The organism is Mucilaginibacter inviolabilis (assembly GCF_011089895.1).
GTDB classification, from domain to species: domain Bacteria; phylum Bacteroidota; class Bacteroidia; order Sphingobacteriales; family Sphingobacteriaceae; genus Mucilaginibacter; species Mucilaginibacter inviolabilis.
On sequence record NZ_JAANAT010000001.1, the window covers coordinates 762,555 to 778,424 of the forward strand.

The 15,870-nt window shown below is 40.2% G+C and carries 12 protein-coding genes; 9 read left to right on the forward strand and 3 right to left on the reverse strand.

The annotated features are described in order from the left end of the window. Positions 1-161: 161 nt before the first annotated feature. A complete protein-coding gene (locus G7092_RS03120) occupies positions 162-1,322 on the reverse strand; it encodes a putative sensor domain DACNV-containing protein (protein ID WP_235953766.1) in 1,161 nt (386 codons plus the stop codon). Positions 1,323-1,530: 208 nt separating this feature from the next. Here G7092_RS03120 and G7092_RS03125 point away from each other — a divergent pair, with 208 nt between their 5' ends. The 8 genes from G7092_RS03125 to G7092_RS03160 all read left to right on the forward strand — a co-directional run bounded on the left by G7092_RS03125 (position 1,531) and on the right by G7092_RS03160 (position 11,850). Then, positions 1,531-2,073 (forward strand): Crp/Fnr family transcriptional regulator, encoded by a 543-nt coding sequence (locus tag G7092_RS03125; RefSeq protein WP_235953767.1) that lies wholly within the window; start codon positions 1,531-1,533, stop codon positions 2,071-2,073. Between the two features lie 49 nt (positions 2,074-2,122). Beyond that, on the forward strand, positions 2,123-3,292 hold the full coding sequence (locus G7092_RS03130; protein ID WP_166086091.1) for an MFS transporter: 1,170 nt from the start codon (positions 2,123-2,125) through the stop codon (positions 3,290-3,292). Between the two features lie 97 nt (positions 3,293-3,389). Then, positions 3,390-4,253, forward strand: coding sequence for an SDR family oxidoreductase (locus G7092_RS03135; RefSeq protein ID WP_166086093.1), 864 nt, complete (start codon positions 3,390-3,392; stop codon positions 4,251-4,253). Between the two features lie 63 nt (positions 4,254-4,316). Continuing rightward, a complete protein-coding gene (locus G7092_RS03140; protein ID WP_166086095.1) occupies positions 4,317-4,841 on the forward strand; it encodes a DinB family protein in 525 nt (174 codons plus the stop codon). A gap of 191 nt (positions 4,842-5,032) precedes the next feature. Continuing rightward, entirely contained in the window at positions 5,033-5,638 is a 606-nt protein-coding gene (locus G7092_RS03145) for a TetR/AcrR family transcriptional regulator (protein ID WP_166086097.1), read from the forward strand. Positions 5,639-5,929: 291 nt separating this feature from the next. Then, complete coding sequence (locus G7092_RS03150) at positions 5,930-7,072, forward strand: efflux RND transporter periplasmic adaptor subunit (RefSeq protein WP_166086099.1); 1,143 nt, start codon at positions 5,930-5,932, stop codon at positions 7,070-7,072. Positions 7,073-7,096: 24 nt separating this feature from the next. Continuing rightward, the gene (locus G7092_RS03155; RefSeq protein WP_166086101.1) at positions 7,097-10,294 is read left to right on the forward strand and encodes an efflux RND transporter permease subunit; all 3,198 of its coding nucleotides are present in this window, start codon (positions 7,097-7,099) and stop codon (positions 10,292-10,294) included. A gap of 137 nt (positions 10,295-10,431) precedes the next feature. Further along, positions 10,432-11,850 (forward strand): efflux transporter outer membrane subunit, encoded by a 1,419-nt coding sequence (locus tag G7092_RS03160; protein WP_166086103.1) that lies wholly within the window; start codon positions 10,432-10,434, stop codon positions 11,848-11,850. Between the two features lie 76 nt (positions 11,851-11,926). Here the strand turns inward: G7092_RS03160 and G7092_RS03165 are convergent, their stop codons facing one another. After that, positions 11,927-13,096 carry an alginate lyase family protein gene (locus G7092_RS03165; protein WP_166086106.1) on the reverse strand — a complete coding sequence of 390 codons (1,170 nt, stop codon included), beginning with the start codon at positions 13,094-13,096 and terminating at the stop codon, positions 11,927-11,929. 462 nt (positions 13,097-13,558) lie between these two features. Here G7092_RS03165 and G7092_RS03170 point away from each other — a divergent pair, with 462 nt between their 5' ends. Next, positions 13,559-15,280: a beta-N-acetylhexosaminidase gene (locus G7092_RS03170; protein WP_166086108.1), complete on the forward strand. Its 1,722-nt coding sequence runs from the start codon at positions 13,559-13,561 to the stop codon at positions 15,278-15,280. 35 nt (positions 15,281-15,315) lie between these two features. Here G7092_RS03170 and G7092_RS03175 read toward each other — a convergent pair whose 3' ends face one another. Beyond that, positions 15,316-15,657, reverse strand: coding sequence for a hypothetical protein (locus G7092_RS03175; protein WP_076369346.1), 342 nt, complete (start codon positions 15,655-15,657; stop codon positions 15,316-15,318). Positions 15,658-15,870: the final 213 nt, after the last annotated feature.

The window sequence follows — 15,870 nt, forward strand, 5'->3', positions numbered from 1 at the left end:
ATACAAAAGTGGGTTTACACATTTTTTGTATAAAATTCATTTAATTAATTGATTATAAAATATTTATATCGATATAAACCATGAAAAGTGTAAACCCATGTAAACCCACTTTTTGGGTAATAAAGTGATTTTAAAGTTTTGTAAGCATTTCTCCTAAAAGCTCAGAGTAAAAGAATATCTATCTGGTGTGCATGAACCATATTCACCACGGGCGACCATGCAAACACTGTAAACCGGCCATCCTGCGAAGCTACTAGAGCAATGGCATCTTTTTGATCGAATACAAATTGGGCAGCTGATAAATGTCGTGTTCCTCCATTTTGTGCCGGGTGAATGATCTGGGTAGAGCAACCAACTACGGGCTCTGTCACAATAATTTCCTCAACACGAACACTTTTGGATGATCGACCTATTTTAGCGCCAAAGGCCAGTAATTCATGTTTGTCGTTGATTACGGTGGCTCCGTCAATAGAAGTTAACCCACCAATGGTATCTACAGCCCGGCGCAGTTTTTCCTGCCAGGAGGTATGATATTTTTCGATGCCCTCATGTATCATCAGATCGGTAAGGCCAGAAAATGCAGGGGCTACCGGGTAGGATATTGGCGTAATGATTGATTCCATCCAATCGTCGTTACCGGAAGGAACTACCAGCAAGATTCCACCACGACGGTGTGCCTGCATGGAAGCTGCCAATTGTACCAGCACATTCACAGGGTCGTTCCAGGAGGATGGTAGCGTAAAGTCGAGCATGGAGGTGAGGATGGTGGGGCAGTCGGAAAGGGTTGAACCTTGTTCGTCTACTACTTTGATATCATCACCTTTTAATATAACTATGTTCAGAAATTTGCCAAAACCGTCAACCCTGCGGTGCTTGATCACCAACAGGCCCGGTTCTATCACTTCCAAAACAAAGCAATAAGCAGGTATAGCCAATGTGGTGCCCCAAACATAAAGTTCACCATCTTCTACCCATACGCCTAAATGTATACCTGGCTGCTGAACCGCAGAGGCAAACTTGGTAAGGATATTTGGTGCAAGCGGTATTTTATGGCCAAATAGCAAAGGCTGTCCAGCACTTTCGGGAGGCAGAAAAGCCAGCGTAAATTTTGGCGAATAGCCCTCTTCCCGGCGCAAACTTGCCCAAAAGGCTATATCAATTATATTTTCAATGGTACTAATATCAGGAGTAGGGGCGGCAACATTGGCATCAGCCTCGGTATTAACCAATGAATGAAAATATTTAAAATGTCTTTCAACCGAAGGTGCTACAACCCGGGCAGCTTTATAAGTAGGTTCAGAGGTCATGCTGCTGGTTTTCATTTTTTTCAATAGGATGTGCTTGTTGTGTTACCAAAAATAATGCTATTTACCTGCTGACACAAGCAAATAGGTCAAAATTGCAATTGAAGGATAATTCTGTTTAAGTAAAGTAATATATTAATTTTATAACAAAGGTGCATTGCCTTTATATAGATATTTGCTTGTTATGTATCAAACGCTTTTACAATATATTATTGATTACTCGTCAATGAAGGTTTCAGATCAGGAATTTGAAATGATACAGGCAGTTTTTAAACCAAAAAAACTGCGAAAAAGGCAATACCTGTTACAGGAAGGCGATATATGCAAATACCTTTCGTTCATTTGTAAAGGGGCCATGCGACAATATTCTGTAGATAACAAAGGCGTTGAGCATATTGTAAGATTTGGGATTGAACGCTGGTGGATGGCCGATTACGAAAGTTTTACTACAAAAACGCCCTGCAGTTATGATATTGATGCTGTTGAAGACACTGAGCTTTTACAGATCAGCAGCGAGCACCTGGATGAATTAAAGGCGAAGGTTCCGGCCATTGACGCCATGATCGAAAAGATGAATCAGCGGAGTTACGTGTCCCACCAAAAACGCATCCGCTCATCCATCAGTCAAACTGCTGAAGACAGGTTTAGCGAATTGATGAATACTTACCCCGAATTTCTGCAGCGCTTTCCTCAAAACATGGTTGCCTCTTACCTGGGCATTTCTCCCGAAACTTTAAGTCGCATCCGCAAACAAATGACTTTGAAGTAATGGTACCTCACTTATAAATTATCCCTACTTTTGCCACTTTAACACAGGTATGGATCAGCTTACAACTCCCGGGAAATTGAAATTACGAATGGCCTGCGGGGTATTCTTTTTTATTTCGGGGTTTGGATATTCATCATGGGCTTCACGCATACCATCCATACAGCAACAATTGCACCTTAATGAAGGACAGTTAGGGGCTGTATTGTTCGCTTTACCCATAGGCTTGATGCTTACCATACCAATAACTGCAAAAATGCTGAAGCATTTTAGTAGTCGGAGTATTATGCTGGTTGGTGCTATTGCTTTTAATGTTTTACTGTGCCTGCCTGGTTTTACGGCTTATATATGGCAACTGGTGGTATTACTCTTTTTCTTTGGTTCGGCTCGTAATATATTTAATCTGTCGGTAAATGCTCAGGCGGTGAGTGTACAAAGTTTTTATGACAGATCTATCATGGTTACATTCCATGGTATCTGGAGTATGGCTGGTTTTGCGGGCGCTGCTGTCGGATATTTGATGGTATCCTTTAATGTTGCTCCATCTTATCACTTATTATTTGTCGGGATTAGCATGATCATCATTACCTTGATCTTTTACCCCTATGCTTATTATGAAAAACCTGTTAATAAAATAAATCGGTCTGTTTTTACCTTGCCCGACAAACATCTGATCAAGTTTTCACTAATCTGCTTTGCATCTATGGCTTGTGAAAATACCATGTACGACTGGAGCGGCATCTATTTTCAAAAAGTGCTCCATGCCTCAAAACCGGCTGCAACGGCCGCATTTGTAGTATATATGGTATCCATGACCATTGGCCGGTTTACCGGCGATAAGCTGGTAGCATCTGCAGGTATAAAAAAAGTGCTCAGTTTTAGCGGTATTTTAATATTAACGGGTTTACTGTTTTCTGTCGTTTTGCCATATAATTATACGGTATATATAGGTTATGCGATGGTAGGGATGGGGGTATCATGTGTGGTACCGTTGGTATTTAGTATGGCTGGTAAATCACAAAGCATGAATACAGGTCAGGCATTGGCCGCTATATCAACGGTAGGTTATCTTGGCTTTTTGATTATACCACCTGCGGTAGGTTTTATAGCTCAGGCAGCAGGATTACGCTGGGCTTTTGGTATTGTGGCGGGTTTTGGCGCTTTGATCATTATTATGGTATCAAAGCTTAAATCACAAACCGAAGCCGTTGTTACAACTTAAACACTTGATAAATATCAAGACTATTTTCTGCTTTATATCATTTAACAGCTTTTGAGCTTAATTCACCTTTGCTATGTAAATATAAAACATAGCAATAATGAAAAAGATAGTTTTAGTAACCGGAACCAGCACCGGGTTCGGAAAGTTAATAACCCAGACATTATCAAAAGAAGGCCATACGGTAATAGCTGCGATGCGTGGGGTAAATGATAAGAACCTGGCCGCAGCTCAGGAACTGGCCGCCTTGCCCGGTGTTGATGTTGTTGAGCTTGACGTAACGAGTGATGCCTCTGTTCAGGAAGCATTTGAAAAAAGTTTAGCCAAATATGGCCATATTGATGTATTGGTAAACAATGCAGGTTTAGCCGGTTTTGGCGTAACCGAAGCCTATACGCTTGACCAGGTAAGGCGACTGTTCGAAGTGAATTTTTATGGTGTGCTGCGTACGTATAATGCGGTGTTGCCATCTATGCGGGCCCGTAAAGATGGATTGATCATTAATCTTTCAACGGGTGCCAGTGGTTTTACTTTGCCCTTCATGGTGCCTTATATGGCTTCTAAATTTGCCATGGAGGCCCTTACCGAAGGTTTTCAGCATGAGTTGAAAGATTATGGTATCGAAAACGTATCCATTCAAAGCGGTGTTTATCCAACCGAAATGAATACCGGTGTTAAACCTGGGGTTAATGCTGATAGGGAATATATTATAGCAGCTTACGGAAATGCAGCTACTAATGCATTCAACGCGATGGGGCAAGCACTATTTGGTAAAATGGCTGAGTTTAAAATGGATCCGCAAACCATAGCTGATGGTGTACTGGAATTGATCAACAAAGAAAAAGGTACACGACCTTTGCGCTTTCCGCTGGATGCTGTTGCACAGGGTACAGATCATGAGTTTGTAAAATCTCGTGCGGAGATCAAAGATAGGTGGGCTAAAAAATATGGATTTGAATTATAATTGTATCAAAATTAAGAGTCTGGCAAAAACGCCGGACTTTTAATTATCAAAAACCACCACAACATGAGCAATACAATAACCGAAACCAATACACTGTCGCTGCTGAATACAGCAGTTAAAGTGGCTATATCTAACTGGGAGCTGCAAAATACCCGCCTCAATACTTTATTAGATAAACTAACCGATGATCAATTGGCTGCCCAAACCGCTCCCGGTCGTAACAGCGGTGTATATCTGTTGGGACACCTTACCGGCGTAAGTGACGGTATGTTCACCTATCTGGAATTGGGCGACAGGCTACATCCTGAACTGGATGAACTGTTTTTGAGAAACCCCGAGGCTGCTGAGCTGCAAAGACCATCGATAGTGGACCTTAAAGCTTACTGGAATGATGTGAATGCTCAACTTAAACAAAAGATGGAAGCATTACCGGTAGAAGGTTGGTTTGCAAAACACAGCGCCATATCGGCAGATGATTTTGAGCGGGAGCCACATCGCAACAAACTGAATATTCTGATCAACCGTACTATTCACCAAGGTTATCATTTAGGACAATTAATTTACCTGTTGAGCAAACCAAACGTATAAAGCGTTTTACGTGACAATTCAATGAAATGAATTTGACAAAAGGATGGTAAATAAAAATTAGATCCTTTATACTTTTGCCTAACGCTGTTAAATGAATTAACAGCCGTTAAGAAAAACCGGGAATTGAAATAAAACCCGGTTGTTTTTGTAAAATCATTTAACACTGTTAAATAATTTAATTAAGTAAAAAAGTGGCAAGCAAAGAACGGATACAACGCTTAAAAGAAGAAACCAGAATCAATATTCTGGATGCTTCTCTCCAGATTGTGAAAGAGGAGGGATGGCAGGCTTTGAGCATGCGTAAAATTGCCGATGTGATTGAATATACTGCGCCCATTATATATGAATACTTTGCCAACAAAGAAGCTATCCTGTTAGAACTTACCCGAAAGGGGTATCTGATACTTACCCGTGACTTACAAGAGGTGAGAGCCAAATATGAATTGCCTGCAAAGCAACTGGAAGCCATGTGGTTGGCTTATTGGGACTTTGCAATGGAAAACAAAGAGCTTTACCAACTGATGTTTGGGGTAGAAATGAATTGCTGCTGTGATATGGTGGCAACACTCGAAGAATCAGAAGGGCCGTATAACGAATTCAGTCAGGCTATTATTGAACTCATGCACATCGAACACCCAACCAAGGATATGGTATGTTTAAAGTATTATACCTTTTGGTCTGTAGTACACGGATTGATATCAATCAACATCCTGCGCAGAGGTTATTCTGATGAGATGAACCAACAAGTATTAAAAGATGCTATTGGAACAATCATTAAATCAATAGAAAGGGCTTAAAATTTTGCCTGCATTAAAACAATGTTAAATAATTTAACACTGTTAAACATATAAAGTTTAAACATCTATCTATCAAACATATAAATACATACAATCATGGACATCAATTTTTACCTGTTACTCATTAACAGCATTAAGAAGCTTAAAACTGTTAAAACAAGCACAGCTTATCAGGAGTGTTAGCTGCAACAACAAGATCATATACACATGAACATAACTCAATCAACATATATGCAGACCGCAAGGTCATTTCAATCTCTATCATTTATCATCATCAAAAATTAATTATTTATGAAAAGTTTCATTTTAGCGCTTTTAGCACTTTCATTATATGGTTGCTCTTCAAAGCCTCAAACACAACAGGCTCCGCCGCCACCATCTTTACCCGTAGCCGCTGTTACGGCAGGCACACAAACTACTTACCAGGAATATCCTGCATCAATAGAAGGTATTGTTAATGTAGAGATACGTCCGCAGGTAAGCGGAACTTTAGATAAAGTTTTTGTTGACGAAGGTGCTTTTGTAAGCGCTGGTCAACCAATCTTTAAAATTAACGAGCAGCCTTATCGTGCAGCATTAAATAACGCAATTGCTGCTTTACATGCTGCCGAAGCAACTCAACTCAATTCACAACTGGAAATTGATAAGTTAACTCCATTAGTTGAAAACAAAGTAGTTTCTGACTATCAGTTAAAAACAGCTAAAGCAACCAATCAGGTTTCTAAAGCAAATATTGAACAGGCAAAGGCAAACATTGCAACTGCTCAGATCAATTTGGGTTATACTTTAATCAAAGCTCCGGTAAGTGGTTATATCGGTCGTTTACTTAAAAAACAAGGAAGTTTAGTTACACCAGCAGATGTTGATGCACTTACTCAACTATCAGATGTACACGACGTACGTGCTTATTTCTCATTAGGCGAAAAGGATTTTATCAACTTTAAAGAACAATATCCTGGTCAAACCTTAAGTGAGAAATTAAAACAATTACCATCAGTATCATTACTATTGGCAGACGGCACTGAATATGCCAAACAAGGTAAAATAGATATGATCGATGGTCAGTTTGATAAAAACACCGGTGCCATTACCGTACGTGCAAGTTTTGCTAACCCACAAGGTTTAATACGTTCAGGTAACACTGGTAAAGTTCGCTTAAGCCTGGAACATAAAGATGCTTTAATTATACCTGAATCAGCTACTGTTGATATGCAGGATAAAGTATTTGTATTTACCGTAGGTGATAGCAGCAAAGTGAAAAAAGCAGCTATTACTATTGTTGGTAAAAACGGCGACAATTATCTGGTTAAAGACGGCGTAAAAGTAGGCGACCAGATCGTGTTAAGCGGTGTTGATAAATTACAAGAGGGTATGGTAATCCAACCTCAAAAAGCTACAGGTAAAGTAGCTGACGCCGCTGTAACAAAAAAATAATACATACACTTAAACTTTAAAGTCATGTTTCAGAAATTTATAGAAAGACCAGTACTATCAACAGTTATCTCCATATTATTGGTGATAGTTGGTGTACTTGGTTTAACAAAACTGCCCTTAGAGCGGTTCCCAAATATCGCGCCTCCGTCGGTATTGGTATCTGCTGTATACCCGGGCGCTAATGCCGAGACTATTTTACGTTCCGTGACTCCGTCATTGGAAGAGGCTATCAATGGTGTGGAAAACATGACCTACATGACCTCCACAGCCAGTAATGACGGTACACTGGGTATCACAGTTTACTTTCAACAAGGTACCAACCCCGATCAGGCGGCTGTGAACGTTCAAAACCGTGTTTCGCAAGCAACAAGCCAGTTACCGGCAGAGGTTGTACAATATGGTATAACCACTACCAAACAGCAAAATAGCTTTATTGGAGCTATGGGTATTTACTCAGAAGATCCAAAAAAATATGATGCGACCTTTGTAAATAACTATGCGCAGATCAATATTATCCCTGAGATTAAACGTATCCCAGGTGTAGGTTCTGCCAGTGTATTTGGTGGTATTAAGGATTACTCCATGCGTGTTTGGTTAAATCCAACTCAATTGGCTACTTACAAAATCACGCCTGCCGAAGTAATGGCCGCTATACAGGACAAAAACCTGGAGGCTGCGCCTGGTAGATTAGGTGAGCGTAGCAATGAAGCATTTGAATATGTAATTAAATATAAAGGTAAACTTACCACTCCAGAAGAATATCAGAATATTGCTATCCGTGCAAATGCAGATGGTTCTGTGTTGCGTTTAAAAGATGTAGCGCGTGTTGAACTGGGCGCTTATAGCTATAGCAGTGTAAACCGCTTAAACGGATACGAAGGTATTACTATTGGTATTATACAATTGTCTGGTTCAAACGCCAACGAAATCCAGATTGCCATTGATAAGTTGATGGTGAAATTATCAAAGGATTTCCCGGTAGGTATCAAATACAATCAGTTTTATCGTACCAAAACCGATCTTGATGAGTCAATTGACCAGGTGGAGCATACATTAGTGGAAGCATTTATCCTGGTATTTATCGTGGTATTTATATTCCTGCAAGATTTCAGGTCTACATTAATCCCGGCCATAGCGGTTCCGGTGGCCATTATTGGTACTTTCTTCTTCATGAACTTATTTGGTTTCTCTGTTAATTTGTTAACCTTGTTCGCGCTTGTGTTGGCCATCGGTATTGTGGTGGATGACGCGATTGTGGTGGTGGAAGCGGTGCATGCCAAAATGGAGGATAATCCAAAGCTTACCCCAAAAGAGGCGACTACCGAGGCCATGCACGAAATTAGCGGTGCCATTATATCTATTACATTGGTTATGGCGGCGGTGTTTTTACCGGTTAGTTTCATGACAGGTTCAACAGGTATATTCTACAGGCAGTTTGCATTAACAATGTCTATAGCCATCATTATTTCGGCTGTTAACGCTTTAACTTTAAGTCCAGCCCTGGCTGCTTTATTTTTAAAGAATAAGCATACTGCCGATGGTCATGAGGCGCCTAAAAAAGGCTTTGTTGAGAAATTTTACGCTGGCTTTAACGGTGGGTTTAATTATATGACCACCAGGTACGTTGGGGCCTTAAAGATCCTTATTCGTAATAAATGGATCAGTATGATTGGGCTGGCAATAATAGTTGTTGCTACGGTTTACTTGGTAAACAGAACAAAAACAGGCTTTATTCCAACTGAGGATCAGGGTTTCGTGGCTATCGCGGTTTCAACACCATCCGGAACTTCATTAGCCAATACCAGTAAAATAATCAATCAGGCCGAAAAAGAGCTGAGAGCTTTACCATCAGCAAGATTTGTGATGGCATTGTCTGGCTTTAACTTTTTAACGCTATCAAACAGCCCATCAGCAGGTCAGATCTTCCTGTTGTTAAAACCTAATAAAGATAGGGGTGCCGTTAAGAATATTGATGATATACAAAATATAATAAGAGGTAAATTAGGCGCCATACCAAGCGGTACCTTCTTCGTGTTCAGCTTTCCAACTGTTCCCGGATTTAGTAACGTAGAAGCTTTGGACGTACAGCTTCAGGATAGAACCAATGGCCGATTGGATAAATTTAGCGGCGTAGCCAATAACTTTATCGGCAAGCTAATGGCAAAACCAGCAGTTGCTTATGCCTTTACTTCCTATAAAGCCAATTACCCTCAATTACAATTAGAGGTTAATGATGAAAAGGCTAATCAATTAGGGGTAAGTGTCAGAGACATTCTGTCAACTATGCAGGCTTACTTTGGTACTGCGCAAGCATCGGACTTTAACCGCTTTGGTAAATACTACCGTGTGATTGTTCAGGCCGATATTGCCGACAGAACCGACCCTGCATCTATCGATCGTGTATTTGTTAAAAACAAAGCAGGAGAAACTGTGCCAATTAATACTTTGGTTAAACTAACCCGTGTTTATGGTTCAGAAACTGCTTCACGTTACAACTTGTTTAACTCTATAGAGGTTCAGGCCATTCCTAAACCAGGCTACAGTTCTGGTGATGCGATTAAGGCTATTGAAGAAACAGCTAAAGAAGAATTGCCAAATGGTTTTGCTTATGAATTCTCAGGCCAAACACGTGAGGAAATTTCTTCAGGTGGACAGTCGGCAGTAATATTTATGCTTTGTTTGATATTTGTATATTTCTTATTATCAGCACAGTATGAAAGTTACATCCTGCCATTAGCGGTAATACTTTCTATCCCTACAGGTATATTTGGTGTATTTGTGGTATTAGGTTTAACAGGTATTGAAAACAACATCTATGTACAGGTAGCCCTGATCATGCTCATCGGTTTGTTGGCCAAGAACGCCATCCTTATTGTGGAATATGCGGTACAGCGACGAAGAGCAGGCCATACCCTGGTTGAATCGGCTATTGAGGCAGCCAGATTAAGGATAAGACCGATCATCATGACATCACTTGCTTTCGTGTTCGGTTTGTTCCCGATGAGTATTGCTACAGGTCCGTCTGCACAAGGTAACCACTCTATAAGTATTGGTGCAGCAGGTGGTATGCTTTCAGGAGTAATCCTGGGTTTATTCATCATACCGGTACTGTTTGTGATATTCCAATACTTACAGGAAAAAGTTTCAGGAGCACCTAAAGCACCAGTAAATAACGGTGGTAAAGATGTTCATGTAACAGACTTTGAACTGGCTAAAAATTAATTTGAGTATATGTCAATGGTGAGTATCAGGTATCAATAATTTAAAAAAGTTGTATTTGAGATTGTTAATCAATCTTGATACTTGATACTCACTACTTGATACTGAAAAATGAAAATCACTAATTCAATAATTAATCGATGAAACCATATATAAAACCATACGCCTTACTAATACTGGCGGTTGCTTTCATAAGCGCCTGTAAAGTATCAAAGGATGTGGCTACCCCAAAAGCAGAGCTGCCTGCTAATTTCAGAAACGCAGCCAACACCAGCGATACCAGCAGCGTTGCTGATATTCAATGGAAAAGCTTTTTTACCGATGTTACATTGCAAAAACTGATTGATAGCGCTATCGCTAAAAACTACGATATGCAGATCGCTGTTAAAAACATCGAGGCATCACAGTTATTGTTTAAACAGGTAAAATGGAACTATGTTCCTCAGCTGGATTTAAATGTAACAGCTAATACTAACAGACCATCTGACAATAGTTTAAACGGTTTAAGTACAAAGTCCTTCCTGCGTACTAGCCATGTGGAAGATTACAACGCTAACCTGGCGCTGACTTGGGAGGCCGATATCTGGGGAAAGATCCGCAATCAAAGCAGATCAGCCCTGGCATCATACTTGCAAACAGCTGAAGCTAAAAAATTACTCCAGACTAATATTGTAGCCAGCGTATCACAAGGCTATTATAACTTGCTGATGCTGGATGATCAGTTGGCTATCGCACAAAAGAATGTAAAACTTAATGACAGCACTTTGCGCATTATCCGTTTACAATTTGATGCGGGCCAAACTACCCTGTTAGCGGTACAACAGGCAGAAGCGCAACGTTTGTCTGCTGCTCAATTAGTTCCGGGATTTGAACAGAATATTGCAATACAGGAGAATGCCATAAAAATATTAACCGGTTCACTTCCTGATAGGATTGAACGCACTGTTCGTTTAGAAGATGTAGCTATACCTGATAACTTGTCAGCCGGTGTACCATCTATTGTGGTAAGCCGTAGGCCGGATGTGAAAAGTGCGGAATTGGCCTTAACTATTGCCAATGCAAACGTAGGTATTGCACAAGCCAACATGTATCCATCGTTAACTATTACCGGTAGCGGTGGTTTGAATACCTTTAAAGCAAGCAACTGGTTTACTATCCCCGGTTCTTTGTTTGGTACCGTAGCGGGTGCGGTGGCTCAGCCATTGTTTCAGCACAGGCAGTTAAAAACCCAGTACAAAGTTGCATTGGTTGATCGCGAAAAGACTGTTTTACAGTTCAGACAATCTGTTTTAAACGCTGTTGGTGAAGTATCCGATGCTTTGGTAAAAATCGAAAAGCTGAAAACACAGCAGGCCATTATTGCTGACCGTGTGAGTACTTTACAAAAAGCTACCAGCAACGCTAATTTATTATTCAGAAACGGCCAGGCTACTTATTTAGAGGTGATCACTGCTCAAAGCAATGTATTGCAAAGCGAGCTTGATCTGGCAACCGTTCAAAATGCACGCTTAAACGCTGTATCAGATCTGTACCGCTCAGTAGGCGGCGGCTGGAAATAAAAATAACCCCACCCCATATATATGCAAAGAGGCGCTGTTATATAACAGCGCCTCTTTTTTATTTTAAAGCGGTTGTTTATAAGCCGGATACATTGAAATGCGTATAGCTTGTAAATCCTAAAAAGGTGTTGTCATTAGGGACTCCATTTGGTGGATTGATCTCTCTTAATGATTTTAGATTGGCCGTATTATATTGATTGTAAGCAACCTCTGTTCCCGGAAATACTGGACTATTAACGGTACAATAATTACAACCGGTAGATTGATTGTAAGCTCGCCTCATAAAATCGTATCCCGCGCTAATCCTGCTTGAATTGGCTGTCCAGATGGAACCATCGCCTTGAATTTCGGCAATCTGAGCAGCGTATGCCAGCGCAGTTAAGGTATATTGATAGTGCACACAATCTTGTCTGTCGCACAATTCAGGCAATGTACCGTCGCTTTGTATAACTATGGGCAGATAGTTTTTGATCATATCTTCGCCATTCTGAAAAACAGTAGCGCTGTTCAGAAACACACCGATAGCCATTTTTGCATACCCTGCCGAAGTGTCCCAATTATTATTATACGAGGTTGGTGTGTTGTTGATGTAGTTATTTTTAACCAAATTTAGGAAACTACTGAATTGGTTAATATCGGCAGCAGACCAACCTGCACCTACGCCATTAACTTTATAATATCTGATGATTTCGGCAGCAGCAACAAAGCTCGGTGTTGTCCAGGAAGCTTCCAAATCTGGCTGATTAGGATTGGTTGATGAATCTTTTAAGCCATAACCTTGAAAATTGTACGCCCAGCCATTCAGGATAGCTATAGTTTGCTGTGCATAGCTGGCTGTACCCGTTTTTGCCCAACGCAAAGCCGTTGCATAAGCTAATTCGGCATCTTTACGAATCTGATCTTTGGACGGAGTTGTAGCTCCGTTTGATCCTACCACCACTGTTGATGGAAATGAGGTAGGGTAAGAGTGGCTGTTAATGTAGTCCAACACTTTTTGGTACGAAGCTGTGCGGGTTGCATCACCTCCATTTACCTGGCCGCCAACCAGGTCTAAGCTGGCTTGCGTGTTTAATACGCCGGGATGCACAAAGGTAGTTACTGCCGATGTAGACAGCTTTCCGGAATTAGCAGCATTGTCGGATGCTGCATTTTCCGGATTTGATGACTTTTTACATTGGTACAAAAATGTACTTCCGGCAACCATGCCGATGGCGATCAGCATGGAGCTGATTTTCTTGTTTTTCATAATTTAAAATTTAGTATATGGTTTATTAAATGGTTTGCAAAAGCACATAAGAATCCTGTTCGGAAATTGCAGGGGCTCCGTTCAGTATTTTTATTAAAAAATTATTATTATCGGTAAATATTGGTGACTCAAATCTATATGATATATATGTTACAACAAGCTGTTGATGAGTGATTTATTTACGAAAACGTTTGCGTTTTAGCTATAAGAACATTGAATTTAAGGGTTGCTAAGTGTATCTGCAGGTATCAGGTTTAGGCTATAGTTAGTGTAATTATGGATAGAAAATATTATTAAATATGACTGAAAATATATAGGGTGAAGCTTCTTATAAGAATTGACAACTTAATTGTATAAACTCAAATTGTACTGTCAATTTTAACTTATTGCAAATAAATTACCCTGAAATAGCCATATTTTTGCTATCATAGCAGCACCCGCATTGATTTGAACTTTTATTGAATGAAATTTAAACTATTAGCAGCACTTCTCTTATTTTCTGTTTGCGTAAAAGCCCAAAACTTAAACATTATCCCACAACCACAATCGGTTAATAAGGGGACTGGTCAATTTTACTTGAATAATCGTACTACTATTGGCGCTAATGATACCGCATTACTGGCTCTGGTTACTTATTTTCAGAAAGAAGTATATAAAGCAAAAAATGTTGCTCTTGTACAAAATAGTACAGGCTCCGGAAGCATGGTTGACCTCGTATTAACTAATACATCATCAACAATAGGTGCTTACACTGTAAATATAGCTCCGGAGCATATCACTGTTTCTGCATCAAATAAAGAGGGTGTTTTTTATGGATTGATGTCGTTACTGCAGCTTATAAAAGATCAGCAGGTTGATAATGACAATAATTTATGTTTGCAAACTTGTAGAATAACTGATGCACCACGCTATCAGTGGCGTGGCCTCATGCTTGATGAATCAAGGCATTTTTTTGGCAAGCAAAAGGTAAAGCAACTGCTTGACTGGATGGCTTATTATAAATTGAATAAGTTTCACTGGCACCTAACTGATGTTCAAGGCTGGCGGATCGAGATCAAAAAATATCCTAAACTGGCAACCATAGGAGGTATAGGCAATTACAGCGATACATCTGCAGAGGCCAAATATTATACACAGGATGATATCCGCGAAATTGTAGCTTACGCAGCACAAAGGTTTATAACGGTAATACCAGAAATTGACATGCCGGGCCATGCCACGGCCGCGAATAAAGCTTATCCGGAATTTTCAGGTGGAAGTGTTGCCGGTTATCCCAACTTTACTTTCAACCCGGCCAATGAAAACACTTATCAATACCTGGCCGATATCATCAAAGAAACCAATTCATTATTCCCGGCACACATGATCCACCTGGGAGGTGATGAAGTTGCTTATGGTGTTAAGGCCTGGTCGTTGGATACGGCTATTGCCCGTATGATGCAAAAAAAGAATTTTGATGGTGTTAACCAGCTGGAGCAGTACTTTTTTAAACGGATGGCGGATACCGTTACCAGTCTGAACAGTAAAATACTGGCCTGGGATGAGGCTACCGGTGGAAATTTACCTCCGGATAAAACAATTATTTTTTGGTGGCGGCAAAACCTTCCCGGCCAGTTGCATCTGGCGCTTCAGAAAAATTACCAGGTGGTGCTTTGCCCTCGTTTACCGCTTTATTTTGATTTTTTACAAGATACAGGACTTGTAGCCGGCAGAAACTGGAATGGAGTAGTTAACAGGGTAACCGATGTTTATAATTTCCCCGACAGGCAAGTAGCAGCTGATGAATTAAATTCAAAACTTATTGTTGGCGTTCAAGCTAATATCTGGACAGAAAGAATAGAATCTGAAAAGCGTTTGGACTTTATGCTTTTCCCGCGCATAGCCGGGCTGGCCGAAGCGGCATGGACTTTACCAGAGCAGAAAAACGAGCTGGCTTTCACCGATAAATTAAAAGCCGACTTTAAAAATTACGATGCTGCCGGTGTTTACTATTATAACCCGTTTGAGCCATCTTCCCACCCGGAGGTTGTTGATTTTATACCTCGCTTTAAGGTGGTCAAAGCGCAATCATACGTTCGTCACACCTCAAAACGACGAGTGCACGGGAAATCGAATCATAAGAAACATGTAAGCGCCAAAAAGAGTCATAAAAACTCAAAAAAATCCCATAAAAAAAGGAAATAACCAATTGGTTATTTCCTTTTTTTATCTTTTTAAACCTATCTGTAAGTAGAAAGATGGGTTGTTTTTATAGTAAGCATAAATGATTTACCTACACTTATTTTAACATTTTTATCAAGCAATAAAGCTTTTACAGCCTCGTCGGTTCTGATAGCTTCGTACAGATCACGGGCTACTGGTGAGCCGCTGATGTTATTGGTCACCTTACCGTTTTCCATACTGATGTTAAAGGTATATCCTGTTTTGCTGCGGCCACCAGCCGATTCAAAATCTGTTATATTCAATTTAAACTGCTGATCCTCATTCAGGCTCTTTTTCAAATGCAAACGAATAACCGGCATATACCTTTGCCAGGTAGCTAAAAACTTTCTTTCTTCCATACTATGCTTTTATAAAAAATGAAACCCTTGTGAGGTATTATTCTACAAGGGCATTAAAACGATTATAAGAACAGGCAATATTTCCTGATCCTAATTATTGAAAATTATTGTTTGTTAAATTAAAGGTAACTGTGAGCTGCAGGCCCTCCATAATGTTACCGCATGATTTTTCAAAGCTAAGTAAATTAATGTGTAAAGGGGCTATGTTGTTCA